The 17,495-nt window shown below is 63.3% G+C and carries 11 protein-coding genes; 6 read left to right on the forward strand and 5 right to left on the reverse strand.

Annotation, left to right across the window (positions count from 1 at the left end):
• Positions 1 to 10 precede the first annotated feature (10 nt).
• Complete coding sequence (locus JDV76_RS04995; protein WP_198735759.1) at positions 11 to 874, reverse strand: class I SAM-dependent methyltransferase; 864 nt, start codon at positions 872 to 874, stop codon at positions 11 to 13.
• A gap of 279 nt (positions 875 to 1,153) precedes the next feature.
• Here JDV76_RS04995 and rpsA point away from each other — a divergent pair, with 279 nt between their 5' ends.
• The 3 genes from rpsA (at position 1,154) to coaE (ending at position 6,163) form a co-directional block, all read left to right on the forward strand.
• Positions 1,154 to 2,617: a 30S ribosomal protein S1 gene (rpsA, locus tag JDV76_RS05000; RefSeq protein WP_198735760.1), complete on the forward strand. Its 1,464-nt coding sequence runs from the start codon at positions 1,154 to 1,156 to the stop codon at positions 2,615 to 2,617.
• Between the two features lie 727 nt (positions 2,618 to 3,344).
• On the forward strand, positions 3,345 to 5,381 hold the full coding sequence (locus JDV76_RS05005) for a glucose PTS transporter subunit IIA (RefSeq protein ID WP_198735761.1): 2,037 nt from the start codon (positions 3,345 to 3,347) through the stop codon (positions 5,379 to 5,381).
• Between the two features lie 161 nt (positions 5,382 to 5,542).
• Positions 5,543 to 6,163 (forward strand): dephospho-CoA kinase, encoded by a 621-nt coding sequence (coaE, locus tag JDV76_RS05010; RefSeq protein WP_198735762.1) that lies wholly within the window; start codon positions 5,543 to 5,545, stop codon positions 6,161 to 6,163.
• On the opposite strand, the gene JDV76_RS05015 is transcribed toward coaE, so the two are convergent.
• Positions 6,157 to 7,632, reverse strand: a complete 1,476-nt coding sequence (locus JDV76_RS05015; protein WP_232958832.1) for a DUF4185 domain-containing protein — start codon at positions 7,630 to 7,632, stop codon at positions 6,157 to 6,159. The genes coaE and JDV76_RS05015 overlap by 7 nt on opposite strands.
• Before the next feature lie 104 nt (positions 7,633 to 7,736).
• Here JDV76_RS05015 and uvrB point away from each other — a divergent pair, with 104 nt between their 5' ends.
• Both uvrB and JDV76_RS05025 read left to right on the forward strand, forming a co-directional pair.
• Positions 7,737 to 9,842 (forward strand): excinuclease ABC subunit UvrB, encoded by a 2,106-nt coding sequence (gene uvrB, locus JDV76_RS05020; protein ID WP_198735763.1) that lies wholly within the window; start codon positions 7,737 to 7,739, stop codon positions 9,840 to 9,842.
• 155 nt (positions 9,843 to 9,997) lie between these two features.
• Positions 9,998 to 10,438, forward strand: a complete 441-nt coding sequence (locus JDV76_RS05025) for a universal stress protein (protein ID WP_198735764.1) — start codon at positions 9,998 to 10,000, stop codon at positions 10,436 to 10,438.
• Positions 10,439 to 10,471: 33 nt separating this feature from the next.
• Here the strand turns inward: JDV76_RS05025 and JDV76_RS05030 are convergent, their stop codons facing one another.
• The 3 genes from JDV76_RS05030 to JDV76_RS05040 form a co-directional block, all read right to left on the reverse strand.
• Positions 10,472 to 12,769: a HelD family protein gene (locus tag JDV76_RS05030; protein WP_418884419.1), complete on the reverse strand. Its 2,298-nt coding sequence runs from the start codon at positions 12,767 to 12,769 to the stop codon at positions 10,472 to 10,474.
• 199 nt (positions 12,770 to 12,968) lie between these two features.
• Entirely contained in the window at positions 12,969 to 13,787 is an 819-nt protein-coding gene (locus JDV76_RS05035) for a DoxX family protein (protein WP_198735765.1), read from the reverse strand.
• A gap of 143 nt (positions 13,788 to 13,930) precedes the next feature.
• Positions 13,931 to 14,533: an MBL fold metallo-hydrolase gene (locus tag JDV76_RS05040; protein WP_198735766.1), complete on the reverse strand. Its 603-nt coding sequence runs from the start codon at positions 14,531 to 14,533 to the stop codon at positions 13,931 to 13,933.
• An 86-nt stretch (positions 14,534 to 14,619) separates the two neighbouring features.
• On the opposite strand from JDV76_RS05040, the gene uvrA reads away from it, so the two are divergent.
• Positions 14,620 to 17,472 carry an excinuclease ABC subunit UvrA gene (gene uvrA, locus JDV76_RS05045; protein WP_198735767.1) on the forward strand — a complete coding sequence of 951 codons (2,853 nt, stop codon included), beginning with the start codon at positions 14,620 to 14,622 and terminating at the stop codon, positions 17,470 to 17,472.
• Positions 17,473 to 17,495: the final 23 nt, after the last annotated feature.

The raw sequence follows: 17,495 nt of genomic DNA on the forward strand, positions 1-17,495 counted from the left end.
CTGTGGATCGCTATCCCCGGAGATGTGCGACGAAGATAGCGGTACCGGGGAAGAGTCTCCCCCGCAGCGGCGACCACTGTCCCCAGTTCTCGGCGAGGTCGTCGGGCCACTCCGGTTCGATCAGATCGTCCAGAATGAAGCCGGCACCGACCAGTTCCCGGATCCGGTCGCCGATCGTCCGGTGCTGTTCCGCGTACGTCACTTCTCGGGTATCCGGGTCACGTTCAACGTACCCAGACCGGTCAAAATAGCTGATGTAGGCGGTCAGCCCGTCCTCGCCGGGATCATCGGGGAAGATCCACCGCATCGGATGGTTGACGGCGAACACGAACCGACCACCGGGGACGAGAACGCGGGCGACCTCCCGCATGAGTCCGGCGCTGTCGGAGACGAACGGGATGGCGCCGAAGGCGCTGAAGGCCACGTCGAAGGATGCGTCCTTGTACGGGAGGTTCATCGCATCTGCCTGGACCAGTGCGACACCGTGGTCACTGTCTCCACGGGTGCGTCCTCGGTCGAGCATTCGCCGGGAGAGATCGAAGGCGGTGATGAATCCGACGCCATCCGCGGCCAGCCATCGGGCACACGGGGCGGATCCGCACCCGATCTCTAGCACATTGGCGGAACGGACGTCACCGAGGAGCCGGACGTCCCGCTCGTGCAGCATCTCTGGGCACCAGTGGAACTCGCCGACAGGGGAATCCGTACCCAGGTACGTCGCGTGCTCCCGGTGATAGGCGGCGGCGTCGGAGTCCCACCACGCGCGATTCGCCGCGGCGGACTCCTCGTCGGTGACGAGTGCGGAGTCGAGGGGATCGGTGCTCACATACCGGATGTCAGGGAGGGGCGAGGGCTGCGGGCCAAAATCGTTCATCCCGCCATGGTAGGCGGTCCGGTTGCCCGAACACCGAATCCCGGTTATTGTTGGTCTCGTGTGTCTGTAAAGGCGACAAGATGCTGCTCACAATAGGAGGGCGGCATCGGGAAAACGCCGTTACGGGTCCCTCCGGAGCCTCAACTCCGACTTCTCTCCCGTGGCGCCGCGGCTGAATGCCTCTGTAGCTTAGTCTTCGCAGGTCATGCAGGGGAGATAAGGACGGCACACATTCCCTGTCCACTTTCGATTCCTATCCATTTCGGAGCACTCAAACATATGCCCACCAACAACGCCCCTCAGGTTGCCGTCAACGACATCGGCTCCGCTGAGGACTTCCTCGCTGCAGTCGACGCAACCATCAAGTACTTCAACGATGGTGACATCGTCGAAGGTACCGTCGTCAAGGTCGATCGCGACGAGGTTCTGCTCGACATCGGTTACAAGACGGAAGGTGTCATCCCCTCCCGTGAGCTGTCCATCAAGCACGATGTCGACCCGGGTGAGGTCGTCGCTGTCGGCGACGAAATCGACGCACTCGTTCTCACCAAGGAGGACAAGGAAGGCCGCCTGATCCTGTCCAAGAAGCGCGCGCAGTACGAGCGTGCGTGGGGTGCCATCGAGGCCCTCAAGGAGAAGGACGAGCCCGTCACCGGTACCGTCATCGAGGTCGTCAAGGGCGGTCTCATCCTGGACATCGGCCTCCGTGGTTTCCTGCCCGCTTCCCTCGTCGAGATGCGTCGCGTCCGTGACCTAGATCCGTACATCGGCCAGGAGATCGAGGCCAAGATCATCGAGCTGGACAAGCACCGCAACAACGTCGTGCTGTCCCGCCGTGCATGGCTCGAGCAGACCCAGTCCGAGGTCCGCTCCGAGTTCCTGCACCAGCTGCAGAAGGGCCAGGTCCGCAAGGGCGTCGTCTCCTCGATCGTCAACTTCGGTGCCTTCGTCGACCTCGGCGGCGTCGACGGACTCGTCCACGTCTCCGAGCTTTCGTGGAAGCACATCGATCACCCGTCCGAGGTTGTCACCGTCGGCGACGAGGTCACCGTCGAGGTTCTCGACGTTGACCTGGACCGTGAGCGTGTCTCCCTGTCTCTGAAGGCCACCATGGAGGATCCGTGGCGCGTCTTCGCCCGCACCCACGCGGTCGGCCAGATTGTTCCGGGCAAGGTCACCAAGCTCGTTCCCTTCGGCGCGTTCGTTCGTGTCGAAGAGGGCATCGAGGGTCTCGTCCACATCTCCGAGCTGGCTGAGCGCCACGTTGAGGTCCCGGACCAGGTCGTTACCGTCGGTGAAGAGGCCATGGTCAAGGTCATCGACATCGACCTCGAGCGTCGTCGTATCTCCCTGTCTCTGAAGCAGGCTGATGAGGACTACACCGAGGAGTTCGACCCGTCGAAGTACGGCATGGCCGATTCCTACGACGAGCAGGGCAACTACATCTTCCCCGAGGGCTTCGACCCGGAGACGAACGAGTGGCTTGAGGGCTTCGACGAGCAGCGTCAGGCGTGGGAGGCCCGCTATGCGGAGTCCGAGCGTCGCTTCCAGCTGCACACCGCTCAGATCGAGCGTCACCGTGCCGCCGCCGAGGAGGCCGCCGTCGCCGGCGCCACCAACTACTCCTCCGAGTCCTCTGAGGCCCCGGCGGCTGCCGCTGCGGGCGACGCGGAGACCACTGGTGGCTCGCTGGCTTCCGATGAGCAGCTCGCCGCTCTGCGCGAGAAGCTCGCCGGAAACTAGATCGTCTCCGTAGCGGACTCGTTTTTGGTGGGTCCGCGATCCGAGGAGGCCCGGTGTCTCCGGTTCCCGAGCCGGAGGGACAGCTTCGACCGAGGGCCCCACATCCTGACCGATGTGGGGCCCTCGGTCGATTCAGATGCTCAGGAGGATGCGGATTGTCTGGATGTTTGCAGCCCGGTGCGGTTCCGGTTTCGCCCCAGGGTTGGTGTGCGTCGCCGCGGGTGCGTTCGACCCGGTTTTGCCGCTGGCTCCCCATAGTTTTGTACAGTGTCCTTGCTGAGAATTTCACAGAAGTTAACGAACCCGTTGGTGTTTCGGGTCGGTCTTACGCTAAGCTGTGAGATAGCTTACAAATGTTTTGTCCGTTCCGTGTTTTTATATCCGTAGCGGGCGAAATGCCACTTAAATAGGTGGCAAACGGGCGGGTAATCGACCTGTTCGGACAGTTGGAAGTTGGAGTACCCACGGTAATGTACATATGATTGTGGGGACTCACCGCAAACTCGGGCATGTATGGCCTCGATCACTGTTGCACCACACGGGTAATCCTGTGCAAACACATCGCCGCCTCCCAGGTTATTCCCAGATGAAGATGCGCGTCACGTGATGTGCGCTCTATCGAGATGACCGGTTGCATGGCCGCGGTTGAGCCGGTCAGGAATAAGCCTGAACCGGATGAGGATTCACCCCGCGCACCGTGCGGTGGTGACGTAAGAAAGGTTCGTACATGGCGTCTACAACGATGACGACATCACAGTTCATCCTGGAGAAGGTGGGCGGCGCTGAGAACGTCGCCAACCTGACCCACTGCGCGACCCGGCTGCGTTTCCAGCTGCACGATCAGTCCAAGGCTGATCAGGAAGGCCTGGATTCCAATCCCGACGTTCTCGGTGTCGTTCCACAGGGAACGACCGGCCTGCAGGTCGTCATGGGCGGTGGAGTCGCCGATTACTACCAGGCTCTGATCACCCAACCGGGTATGGGAGAGAGTGCCAAGGCCTCCAACGGTAAGAAGCAGTACGACGGCGTCCGAGGTAAGTACTCCTGGGTCGACTACTGCTTCGAGTTCCTCTCTGACACCTTCCGACCGGTCCTCTGGGCCCTGCTCGGTGCGTCGCTGATCATCACCCTCCTGGTGCTCTTCGATACCTTCGGTATCCAGGATTTCCGTGAGCCCACGGATTCCACCTTCATCTTCATGCACGCGATGTGGCAGTCGGTGTTCTACTTCCTGCCCGTCATGGTCGGCGCGTGTGCAGCACGGAAGCTCGGCGCGAATGAGTGGGTGGGCGCGGCGATCCCCTGTGCTCTCCTCACGCCGTCCTTCATCGGTTTGGGCGAGGCCGGGGACACGGTTACCGTGTTCGGTCTGCCGATGGTCCTGAACGGCTACTCGGGTCAGGTGTTCCCGCCGTTGATCGCGGCCATCGGCCTGTTCTGGGTCGAGAAGGGTCTGAAGAAGATCATCCCCGCCGCCGTACACATGGTCTTTGTGCCGTTCTTCTCGCTGTTGATCATGATCCCGGCGACGGCCTTCGTCTTCGGCCCCTTCGGTATCGGCATCGGCAACGGCATCTCGAACCTGCTGAACTCCGTCAATGAGTTCTCGCCGCTGATCCTCGCCATCATCATCCCGATGCTGTACCCCTTCCTCGTGCCGCTGGGTCTGCACTGGCCGCTGAACGCCATCATGATCCAGAACATCGCGACCTTGGGCTACGACATCATCCAGGGCCCCATGGGTGCCTGGAACTTCGCCTGCTTCGGCACCGTCACCGGTGTTATGTTCGTCGCCATGCGGGAGCGTGACCGCCAGATGCGTCAGGTCTCCCTGGGTGGCATGATGGCAGGTCTGCTCGGTGGTATCTCCGAGCCCTCGCTTTACGGCGTGATGCTCCGGTTCAAGAAGTCTTACCTCCGCCTGCTCCCGGGCTGTTTCGCCGGTGGTCTCGTCATGGGTCTCGTACCCATGATCATCCCCTCGGTCGACGCCGTCACCGCGAACGCCTTCGTGTTCACCTCGCTGCTGACCATCCCGGCCTTCAACTCGGTCGGCCTCTACGTCGTCGGCATCGCGGTCGCATTCTTCACCTCCTTCTTCCTGGTTGTCCTCTTCGACTACCGCTCCGAGGATGAGAAGATCAGCGCACGCGAGGCGTCCGCTGAATACGAGCGCAACCTCGCTGCGGAGGCCGATATCGAGGATGCCGCCGCCACGGGTACCGCCGCCGCTTCGGGCGCTGCGGGCTCCGTCGCGGTTGCTGAGGCTCCCGCCCCCGCCACCACGGAGAAGACCGCTCTCCGCCCCGGTGCGGTTACCACCATCACCGCTCCTCTGGCTGGCCGCGTTGTCCCGCTGAGCGAGGTTCCCGACCCGATGTTCTCCGGCGGCAACGTCGGTAAGGGCGTCGCCATCATGCCGAGCTCGACCACTGTGACGGCACCGGGCGACGGACAGATCCTGGCGCTGTTCCCGCATGCTGTCGGAATCCGTCTCGACAACGGCATCGAACTGCTCGTCCACGTCGGACTCGACACCGTCGAGCTCGAGGGCAAGGGCTTCACCTCGCACGTCGAGAAGAAGCAGCGTGTCCGCGCCGGTGATCCGCTGATCACCTTCGATCCGGAGGTCATCGCCGCCGCAGACAAGCCGATCATCACCCCGGTCGTTGTTCAGAACCACCGGAAGTTCGCTTCCGTGGAAGGCCACACCGCTGATTCCGTGGATTCAACCACGACGATCATCACCGTGACCGCCAAGTAGCGGCAGCTGATCGGCGAGACCCGGTCGGCCCCGCACTTCGGAGAGCCCCCTCACACCCGTTCGCGGGCGTGAGGGGGCTCTCCGATATCTGAGGTGTGGCTCAGGGTGGTTTCCATAGGCCGGCTACGAGTAGATGGTGTGACACCGATAGACTTAGGAATATGTTGAGAATCGGATTAACCGGCGGAATCGGCAGCGGCAAATCAACGGTCGCCGCTGCCCTCGCGGACCTTGATGGTGTGACCGTCATCGACGCCGACGCGATCGCCCGCGACATCGTCGAACCCGGCCAACCGGCCCTCGAAGAGCTGGCCAGGGAGTTCGGATCCGACATCCTCCAGGCGGATGGAACCCTTGACCGGAAACTCCTGGCCGAACGGGCATTCAGCGATGACACCGCCACGGAACGGCTCAACGCGATCATGCACCCCAGGATCATCAGGGAAGCCAGCCAGCGTCTCGACACTGCGGAACGGAACGGCGCCGTGGCCGGCGTCTACGACATGCCGTTACTCTTTGAGACTGGTCAAGCGGACAAATTCGACACCGTCATCGTCGTCGACGTCGACAGCGAGGAGCGGGTCCGGCGGCTCAAGGAACACCGCGGTATAGACGCAGCGGACGCCCGGCGTCGGATGGCTGCACAGATCGGCGATGAGGAACGGCGGAGCGGAGCCGACATCATCATCGACAACAACGGCCCACTGACCGCGCTCGAACTTCAGGTGAAGAGCATCGTCGCACCGCTCATCGAAGCGGAACGACGACGCCCTGGTCATTGATCGCGGTAGTCGACCACTCCGACGACCTCAAGACCGTCGTCATCGGAAGGATCGTAGCCGGGCCCTGCTGCGGGTCTCGGATCGGTGCGCGCGATCCGGTCCCCGCGGTAGGTGCGTTCCCCACCACCCAGTCCGAGGAGCTCATCGAGATCGGTGCGCATCAACAGGACATTGTAGTTGCTCCACGTTGTCGCGACGAAGTACAGGTCGCGTCCGGTGTCACCCGGGAGGATGAAACCACCGTAGAGATCGCCTACGGTACCGGTGTCGACCACCATGCGTTCCGTGCCCCACGGACCGGTGAGATTCTCAGCCGTCCGGAGCACCATGCCGTTACTGGTGGTGTAGAGCGCGATGAACCTGCCGAGATGCTCGTTCCACGCGACGGAAAGCTCCGACACCGGGCGGTCGAGGACCGCGACCGCTTCCTTGAGGCTGTACCACTCGGGATCACCGTCGGTACCCGGCTTGCGGTCGCCGGGGGAGAACCAGCCCTCGCCGTCGAAGAAGGTGAAGGACTTCTCATCGGGGAAATCGGCCACCGGCACCCGACCGAGCACCGCTGCGCCGTCCCGACCCGATGGTGTACTGAACCTGTAGATGAAGCCGTCGTGCTCGATGAACGAGGACATCTGCAGTTGCTCTCCACCGTCCCTATACCGGGGAAGATTCTGGACCCGGGTCAACGATGAAGAGCGCTTGTTCGTGCGGATCGAATCTCTCTCGAGGGTCCAGGTCACACCGTCGGGGGAACTGACCGTGGCCGCGTAGTTCGTCTCCCATTCCCCGGGAGCACCCCAGGAACGGACCGACATGTAGTCCACGTAGTGGATACCGTTGACGGTGATCGCCGCGGTCGGGATGGTCGTATGCTCGTACCCCGGATCCTTGAGGGAAGGGATGAACTCGATGGCGCGGCCCCTGTCCGACCAGCCGCGGCGGGTCAGGGCTTCGGTGATCTCCAGACCGTCGGAGTAGTCGAGATCCCCCGTGCGGACGATCGTGTTGCTGCGCCAGTTGTCCGACGAACTGTCGCAGGCCATCGTGTCGCCGAATACCAGGATGAGCCGCCCGTCGGCGTCCTGCATCGCGACCCCGAGATCGGTACCTGCGATACCGAAGGCGTGATCCGTTCGCTTCGGCGCTCCGGGGCCGGTCACCAGGTGCAGTGCCTCGGTGTGCCCCTTGATGATCGGCAACTGACCGGGGCGTCCCTTCATCCACGGTGGTTTATCCCCGGTGTCCTCCGTGGGGGCGGTTGCCGTGGTTCCCGATGATCCGAAACCGATCGAGCCGAGGAGGCCCCCGGTTCGCTCGGGCAACGGTTGTTGCCGGTGATTGTTCACGCACGGGCCGCCCGCTGCATCGGCCTGCGGGGCGGTGACGAGCAGGAATGGGCCGCCTACCGTGACGATGGCCAGTGAGGCGAAGTATCGGCGGCGACGTCGGTTGGCTGGTGCTTCACTCATGCTTACACGGTAGTCGTTGAAAGTACGGTGGGCGAATTACGTCCCCGGGCCAGGTACCTCAGCGGGGAAATCCTGGTGCTGGATAGATGGGTAGACTCGTGGCCATGGCTTTTGCTGCTGAACAACCCGTACTCTCCCATTCCGAGCACCGGCCTGTCGGTGAGATCGAGCGCACCGCCGCCACCTTCGAGGTGATCTCCGACTACGAACCCGCGGGCGATCAGCCCGCCGCGATCGCCGCCCTGAAGGACCGTTTGGAGAAGGGGGAGCGGGACGTGGTTCTTCTGGGAGCCACGGGCACCGGTAAATCTGCGACCGCGGCGTGGCTGATCGAACAGGTGCAGCGCCCGACCCTCGTGATGGCTCCGAACAAGACGCTGGCGGCCCAGCTGGCCAATGAGCTGCGGCACCTGCTGCCGAACAACGCGGTCGAGTACTTCGTCAGTTACTACGACTACTACCAACCCGAGGCGTATATTGCGCAGACGGACACCTACATCGAGAAGGACTCGTCCATCAACGAGGACGTCGAGCGTCTCCGCCACTCCGCGACATCGGCGTTGCTGTCCCGCCGTGACGTCGTCGTGGTGAGCTCGGTGTCGTGCATCTACGGCCTGGGCACCCCGCAGAGCTACCTCGACCGGTCGGTGGTTCTCACGGTGGGCGATGAGATCGACCGGGACCGGTTCCTGCGGTTGTTGGTGGACATCCAGTACGCGCGTAACGACGTCGCCTTCACCCGGGGTACCTTCCGGGTGAAGGGGGACACGGTCGACATTATCCCCGCTTACGAGGAGCTCGCCGTGCGGGTCGAGTTCTTCGGCGATGAAATTGATTCGCTGTACTACATCCACCCGCTGACGGGCGATGTGGTCCGGAACGTGGAGGAACTCCGGATTTTCCCGGCCACGCACTACGTCGCGGGCCCCGAACGCATGGAAAAGGCGGTTGCCGCGATCAAAGCCGAGCTCGCCGACCGGCTCGCCGATCTGGAGAACCGCGGCAAGCTGTTGGAGGCGCAGCGGCTGCGGATGCGCACCGAATACGATCTCGAGATGATCGAGCAGGTTGGTTTCTGCTCCGGCATCGAGAACTATTCGAGGCACATAGACGGACGTGCTGCGGGATCCGCACCAGCGACCTTGATTGACTATTTCCCGGAGGATTTCCTCACCATCATCGACGAGTCGCATGTCACGGTCCCGCAGATCGGAGGTATGTTCGAGGGCGATATGTCCCGGAAACGCAACCTGGTCGACTTCGGGTTCCGGCTGCCCAGTGCCTTGGACAATCGGCCTCTGACCTGGGAGGAGTTCGACGCCCGGAAAGGTCAGTGCGTTTACATGTCCGCCACGCCCGGCGCCTACGAGCTAACGGCTTCTGGCGGTGAGTTCGTCGAGCAGGTGATCCGCCCGACTGGTCTGGTCGACCCTAAGATCGTCGTAAAACCGACGAAGGGGCAGATCGATGATCTCATCGACGAGGTCAACCAACGCACCGCGAGGCAGGAACGTGTGCTCGTGACTACCCTGACCAAACGGATGGCGGAGGATCTCACCGACTACCTCCTGGAACACGGCATCCGGGTCCGGTACCTGCACAGTGACATCGACACCCTGCAGCGCGTCGAGCTGCTGCGCCAGCTGAGGTTGGGGGAGTACGACGTTCTTGTGGGCATCAACCTCCTGCGCGAGGGTCTCGATCTGCCCGAGGTGTCGCTTGTCGCCATTCTCGATGCCGACAAGCAGGGCTTCCTTCGCTCGACGACATCGCTGATTCAGACCATCGGGCGCGCAGCCCGCAACGTCGCGGGTGAGGTTCACATGTACGCCGACAGCGTCACCGAATCCATGCGGCGTGCCATCGACGAGACGGAACGCCGCCGAGAGAAGCAGATCGCGTACAACGAGGCACACGGCGTGGATCCGCAGCCGTTACGCAAAAAAATCGCCGACATCCTGGACCAGGTGTACGAGAACGCCGGTGACGACGGGGAGCGGCGTGCTTCGGCGACCGGAGACGCCGCACTCGTGGACCGGCCCGACGTCTCGTCGATGCCGCGGCAGGAGGTGCAGACTCTCATCGATGATCTGACCGCGCAGATGTCGGACGCCGCCCGCGAGCTGAAGTTCGAGCTCGCCGGACGGCTCCGTGATGAGATCGCGGATTTGAAGAAGGAACTCAGGGGCATGAAGGAGGCCGGAATCTGACGGTTCAGGTCAGTGGATGCGGGGCCGCCCACGGGGCCCGCGTTCTTGTGCCTACAATGGACTGGAAGAAAGACCTCCGTTTCGGTCGGGCTGCGGCGTGCCGCGGAACGGTCGACCAGAGTATGACCCACTGCTACCCCACCGGAAGGTTCACCATGAGTGACTACACCAAGATCGTCGTCGGTACCGACGGCTCCAAGTCGTCGATGCTGGCGGTCGAGCGGGCCGCCGCTATAGCCGCTGCCTTCGACGCCACTCTGATTGTCGGTTGCGCGTACTACGAGTCCGAGGAACAGGCGTCGAAGACACTGCGCAAGGATTCCGTCACCGTTCTCGGCGACGATCCGGCACAACGAAACCTCGACACTGCCGCGGACGCGGCCCGGAAGATCGGGTGTACGAAGGTGGAGACCGCCATCAAGCCAGGAACCCCGGTGGAGGCGCTGATGGCCATCGTCAACGAGAATGACGCGGACCTGCTCGTCGTCGGAAACCGCGGGATCAACTCACTGACCGGTCGCCTGCTGGGGTCCGTCCCTGCTGACGTCGCCCGTCAGTCCCAGTGCGACGTCATGATCGTGCACACCGTCAACTGACGGCGGGGCGGGGAACAACCACCCATCGGGCGGTCATTCCATGGCGGCGGGGTCGCTGTCGTGGGGTGGCTGCCCGATCACGGTCAGAGACTGTGTGGCTCGGGTATACGCGACATAGAGATCCTGCCACCCCTGGGGTGACTGCTCCACGATGCGGGTCGGATCGACGATGATGACGTGGTCGAATTCGAGTCCCTTGATCCCGTCCACGGTGACACTGCCCCGAATCTGACCGTCGTCCGGTGCGACGATGACGGTCGTGCGTTCCGGATCTCGTGCGGTGAGTTCCGCGGCGACGTCCCCCGGTTCGGTGCCCTTCTCAAGGAAACGGACGCCCCACCCTGTGTCCCGGATTGCGGTCGCCGGTGTGTGGTTGGGCGCGATCATCGGGAGCAGGCTGTTTGCGATGTCCGCGATGTCCCGGGGCGTCCGGTAGTTGACTGTCAACTCATGCCGGTGGAACCGGCTGTGGACGTACGGGGAGAGCGTGTCCGCCCAGGAGTCCACACCGGCCGGCGAACCGGTTTGGGCGGTGTCGCCGACGAGGGTCATCCAGCGGGATGGACACCTGCGCATGACCATCCGCCACTCCATTGGGGACAACTCTTGTGCCTCATCGACGATGACGTGCCCGTAGGCCCACATGTGGTCCATACGGGCACGCTCCGCTGTCGTCCGTGTGTCCCGGATCCGCTGCCGCTCGGCGAGGGTCTCTGCATCGATCACGTCATGGGCGGAAAGGATCTCCGCTTCGAAGCCGTCATCGAGGTCCGAGGATGCCGAGGAACTGAGGATGTCGAGGGCTTCCTGGGCGTCCTCGACCTGTTCCCGCCATTTCCTGACGGCGGTTTCACGGGAGGCCTCTGGATCGGGTATCCCGAGCCGTTCCGCGAGTTCGTCGAGAAGCGCCGCGTCCGACGTCGTCCAGGGGGAACCCGGAGCGCGGAGCAGCGCCCGCCGGGTCTCGTCATCGTATCCCGCTGCCGCGACGGCGATCGCGGACTCGTCCGTGAGCAACCCCTCCAATACCGCTTCGGGTTCGAGCAGGGGCCAGAAGGTGTCCACGGCGTCGACGACGGACCTCTCATCCTCGAGGTCTTCGTGCAGCTGGGCTACGTCGCCGCCATCCAGGAGGTTGCTTCCCCCGAGCGGATCCGTGCCGATTCTCTCCGCCAGCTGGTCCGCCAGCTGCGCGATGAGATGATCCCGGAACACCGGTTGCGCGAGATTGTGGGGCCGGCGGGACCTACGGGCCCGAGTCCGGGATTTCTTCACCATCGCCGGAGTGAGGGTGAGTTCAATTCCCTCAACCTTCAGCACGACAGGCGTCTCGGGGAGCGTCTGATGGGCCTTGACCGCCTCGGCGAGGATGACCGTCATCTCCTCCGAACCCTTGATCTCCCGGGTGAGCAGCGAATCCGTGGCCGTCGGGGTCACCCCCGGGTACAGCTCACCGATGGTGGAGAGCACAACCCCGGTCTCGCCCAATTCGGGAAGGACCCGCGATATGTAGTCGAGGAAGGTGCGGTTCGGCCCGATGATGAGGACACCCGTGGCCGCGAGCTGTTCCCGCCAGGTGTAGAGCAGCCACGCCACCCGGTGGAGCGCAACAGCGGTCTTCCCGGTACCCGGGCCGCCCTCCACGACCATCACGCCGCGGGTCCGATCTCGGATGATCTCGTCCTGCTCCCGCTGGATGGTTTCGACGATGTCGACCATATGGCCGGTTCGTGGCGCGGTCAGGACCGGGAGCAGGGCGGATTCACTGCCGACCCCGCTCCGGTCCCCTGTCCCGGGACCGTCCGTGGGGGAGAGCGAGAGTCGTTCGTCGTCGACGCCGGTGACGGTCCTGCCGCTGGTTCTGATGTGGCGACGGACCGTCACCCCCTCGGGTTGCGCGGTCGTCGCCAGATAGAACGGGCGTGCCATGGGAGCGCGCCAATCGAGCAACAGGGTGCGATAGCCCTCTTCCCGTGCGTCGAGCCCCATTCTTCCGATGTAGCGGCGGTCCAGCCCCGGTGCTCCGGGCACCGGATTCTCGGCTTCCGGATCCTCGACATCGATCCGGCCGAACACCAGACCGAGCTGAGCGAGATTCAGCCGATCCAGGCGGGCGTTGAGCGCGTGGTACTCGGTCTCGCGTTGAACGAGGGCCTCGGCATCGGGATTCGCCGCGTCGACCCGCTTCATCACCTCCCGCAGCCGTTCATTGGACTGTGCCACTTCCGCATCGAGCCGGGCGAAGAGCATGTCGGTGTACTCCTGCTCGGCGGCGATCTCCGGCTCCCCGCTGTCTGTCCGGGTTGGGGAGAAGGGGCGGTTCTGCACGATTGCAACTCCTGGAGAGACGCTCGAGATCCCGTTGCGGAGATTCGCTCGGGGCGTTGGATGAACAAGGCCGGTGAAAGAACGGTAGGGGACAACTCTAGTGACGCGGAGTCGGTGGGTCCATCCCGGTTTCCCAGGAGATGACACGCGACGCCCCGCCGACCGTGGTCCGGTGGGCGGGGCGTCGGGTACGGGGACCGGATCAGATGTCCAGTTTCTTACCCCACTTCTTCTTCGCTTTCTTTGCGGCCTTGTCAGCCTGCTTCTGGTACTTTGCGGCGTTCTTGGAGGCGTTCTTCCGAGCTTCGTCGGCACGGTCCTGCGCCTGGCTGGCAAGTTTGACGGCGCGCTTCCTGGCGGTCTGGGCGTTGGACTCAGCGGCCTTCAGCCAGTCATCCTTGTTGTCCTCGAAGTACTCCTGCGCCGCCTCGAGGTACCCGGAGGCCTTCTCACTGGCGTCGCCGAAGAAGCCCCGCGTGGACTCGGCGAGTGCGGAAGCCTGCTCGGAGGCGCTCTCCGCGAACTTCTCGGTCTCGGACTTCGTCGGCAGTGCCTTCTGGACCTTCTTGTTGGTCACCTTCGCGGCGTGCTTCGTCCGCCAGGCGATCCCGGGCTTGCCCTGGGTATCAGCGGTGGTGATGAACAGGCCACCGAGAAGCGCGATAGAGGTGAGGAATCCGGAACGGCGGGCACTCTTCTCCTGGCTGTCGTCCGCGTTCCAGAATGCGTGCCGGGCGAGGATCGTCGGGATGGAGGTGATCGCGAGGATCAGGGCAGACAAGCGCGGGAACTTGCCGAGCGCCAGCATGCTACCTGCGCCGACCTTGGTGGCCCCGAGGCCCCGGGCGACGAGCTCCGGATCGGTGGGCACGAACGCGGCGTACTGTCGCGGCAGAACGGTACGCAGCCGGTCGATGACCGACTCGGTGCCTTCCACGTGTGCCTCGGTGTTGGCGAGGGTGTCGACGCCGTCCGCGATGTACACGGAAGCGAGCATCGGTCGGGCGAGCTTGCGGATCATGGGTTACTAGGCTCCTTGGTTGAGTACCGGGTCCGGCACGCCGTGTCCCGGGTCCGAAAGGACCAGGTAAGTGGGGGCGACGTGCGACTGCTCGACAATCCTACCGGTTTCCCGCAGACAGGTGCACATAAAAGCCCTCGCCTTCACCAGCCGCGTTCGCTCCACTCCTGCAGCTTCGGTCGCTCTTCACCCACCGTCGTGCCCTTGCCGTGCCCCGGATGGATCACGGTGTTGTCTGGGTAGACGTCGAAGACACGGGTGGAGACATCGCAGAGGAGCCTCCGAAAGTCGCCGTCGCCGTTCGTCTTTCCGACGCCACCGGGGAAGAGACTGTCGCCGACGAACAGGTGCGTCGTGTCGTCGATGGTGGCCTCCACGCAGAGCCCACCGGGGGTGTGTCCCCGGAGGACCACGACTGGGAAGGTAATGTCCTCCCACTCGAGTGTTCCCCCATGCTCGAGCTCGACGTCGACATCGGAGGGCAGCGCCGGGGCGTCGAGTGACGAGGAGTAGTGCGTGGCCCCGGTTCGTTTGAGGACCTCGGGCAGCGCCCGGACATGATCCCAGTGACGGTGGGTGGTCACGACTCCGGTGATGGTCGCCCCGTGGTCGGCGGCGAACCCGATCAGCCGGTCGGCGTCATCTGCCGCGTCGATGAGCAGAGCTCGGTCGCCGGCGAAGAGAAAGTAACAGTTGTTGTCCATCTCGGACACGGACAGAGAGCGCAGGGTGACTTCGTGGGACATGCTGACCAGAGTAGCCAATCAATCCAGTCGTTGATATGTTCGATACTGTTTTCCCTCGACATGTCCAACGGAAGGTACCGAAGCCAGTGGCTGATCGGCTCATCGTGCGCGGAGCGCGCGAGCATAATCTCAAAGGGGTCGACATCGACCTTCCCCGGGACACCATGGTCGTGTTCACCGGGTTGTCGGGCTCCGGGAAATCCTCCCTGGCCTTCGACACCATCTTCGCTGAGGGGCAGCGGCGCTACGTTGAGTCGCTCTCCAGCTACGCGAGGCAGTTCCTCGGTCAGATGGACAAACCCGACGTGGACTTCATCGAAGGCCTGTCCCCGGCCGTGTCCATCGATCAGAAATCGACGAACCGGAACCCCCGTTCCACCGTTGGCACGATCACCGAGGTCTACGACTACCTTCGATTGCTCTACGCCCGGGCTGGAACGGCCCACTGCCCCGAGTGCGACGCCGTCATCGAGCGCCAGACCCCGCAACAGATCGTCGACCAGGTCCTCGACATGGAGCAGGGACTGAAGTTCCAGGTTCTCGCACCAGTGGTCCGGACCCGCAAGGGCGAGTTCGTCGACCTGTTCGCTGACCTTGCGGCGCAGGGGTACTCACGTGTCCGCGTCGACGGTGAGGTGCACCAGCTCTCGGATCCGCCGAAGCTCGAGAAGCAGGTGAAGCACGACATCGAGGTCGTTGTCGACCGCCTGCAAGTGAAGTCCAGCCAGAAACAACGCCTCACCGATTCGGTGGAGACCGCTCTCGGTCTCGCCGACGGGGTCGTCATCCTCGACTTCGTCGGGCTGGATGCGGAAGATGAGAACCGGACCCGTCGGTTCTCCGAGAAGATGGCGTGTCCGAACGGGCATCCGCTCGGCGTGGATGAGCTCGAACCTCGCAGCTTCTCCTTCAATTCCCCGTACGGTGCCTGTCCTGCCTGCGACGGCCTGGGCACGAAACTTGAGGTCGACATCGACCTCGTCATACCGGACCCCGATGCGCCATTGATCGAGGCGATTCAGCCGTGGAGCACCGGATTCAACACCAAGTACTTCGGGAAACTGCTCACCGGTCTTGCGCAGGCGATGGACTTCAGCGAGAACACCCCGTTTAGTGAGCTGACTGCGGCACAGCGCAGGGCTGTCCTGCACGGCAGCAAGCACACGGTAAGTGTCCGGTACAAGAACCGATATGGCCGAATTCGTAACTTCACCGCCCCCTTCGAGGGCGTTCTCCCGTATCTCCAGCGCAAGCTGGACCAGACTGATTCTGACAGTCAGAAGGATCGGATCTTGTCGTATATGCGGGAGGTTCCGTGCCCGACGTGCTCCGGAACGAGGCTCAAGCCCGAGATCCTCGCGGTGAGGTTGGCCTCGGAGAGTCATGGAGAACAGTCTATTGCGGGTCTTACCCAGCTGTCGGTCGCCGACGCGGCTGAGTTCCTCGACACACTCACCCTCGGAAAGCGTGAGCAGATGATCGCGGGCGCCGTGCTGCGAGAGATCCAGGCACGACTGAAGTTCCTCCTCGATGTAGGACTGAACTATCTCTCCCTCAACCGCGCCGCAGGCACTCTCTCTGGGGGGGAGGCTCAGCGGATCCGGCTGGCCACTCAGATCGGTTCCGGTCTAGCTGGAGTCCTCTACGTTCTCGATGAACCGTCGATCGGCCTGCACCAACGTGACAATCAGCGGCTGATCACCACTCTCGAACACCTCCGGGACATCGGCAACACCCTTATCGTCGTCGAACACGACGAGGACACTATCAACGCGGCGGACTGGCTTGTCGACATCGGTCCCCGTGCCGGGGAATACGGTGGAGAGATCGTCTATCAGGGTGAACCCGACGGTATCCGGAACTGTCCCGAATCCCTCACCGGGCAGTACCTTTCCGGTGAACGGGTCCTCGGGGTTCCGGACGAACGCCGGCCGATAGACCGGGACCGGATGCTCACCGTCGTCGGCGCACGGGAGAACAACCTCGACAACGTCGACGTGAATCTGCCGCTCGGCGTACTGTGCTGTATCACCGGAGTGTCGGGTTCGGGCAAGTCCACCCTGATCAACCAGATTCTCGCCAAGGTTCTGGCGAACCGGTTGAATAAGGCCCGCCAGGTTCCCGGGAAGGCCAGGCGGGTGGACGGGATCGAGCACCTGGATAAACTCGTGCAGGTAGATCAGTCACCGATTGGCCGCACGCCCCGTTCGAACCCCGCGACCTACACCGGGGTGTTTGACAAGATCCGCACCCTGTTCGCTGAAACCAATGAGGCGAAGGTCCGCGGATACAAACCCGGCCGGTTCTCCTTCAACGTCAAGGGGGGACGCTGTGAGGCCTGTCGTGGTGACGGGACGTTGAAGATCGAGATGAACTTCCTGCCGGACGTGTACGTTCCGTGTGAGGTGTGTGAGGGGGCGCGGTACAACCGCGAGACCCTCGAGGTCAAGTACAAGGGCAAGTCAATCGCCGAGGTGCTCGACATGCCGATTAGTGAGGCCGCGGAGTTCTTCCAGCCGATCACCTCGATCCACCGGTACCTGAACACGTTGGTTGACGTCGGCCTCGGATACGTGCGCCTCGGGCAGTCCGCGACGACGCTCTCCGGTGGCGAGGCGCAGCGGGTGAAGCTCGCCAGTGAATTGCAGAAGCGCTCCAATGGTCGGACGATCTACATCCTCGACGAGCCGACCACCGGCCTGCACTTCGAGGACATCCGGAAACTCATGCTCGTCATCCAGGGACTCGTCGAGAAGGGCAACAGCGTGCTCATCATCGAGCACAACCTCGACGTGATCAAGGCAGCTGACTGGATCGTCGACATGGGACCGGAGGGGGGCGCCGGTGGTGGGCGCGTCATCGCCGAGGGAACCCCGGAAGACGTCGCGCAGATTGACACCTCCTACACCGGGCAGTTCCTCCGCCCATTGCTCACCTAATCACTCGCCCCATGGGGCACGCT

Origin of the sequence: Corynebacterium marambiense, assembly GCF_016342275.1 — a bacterium.
Lineage (GTDB): Bacteria > Actinomycetota > Actinomycetes > Mycobacteriales > Mycobacteriaceae > Corynebacterium > Corynebacterium marambiense.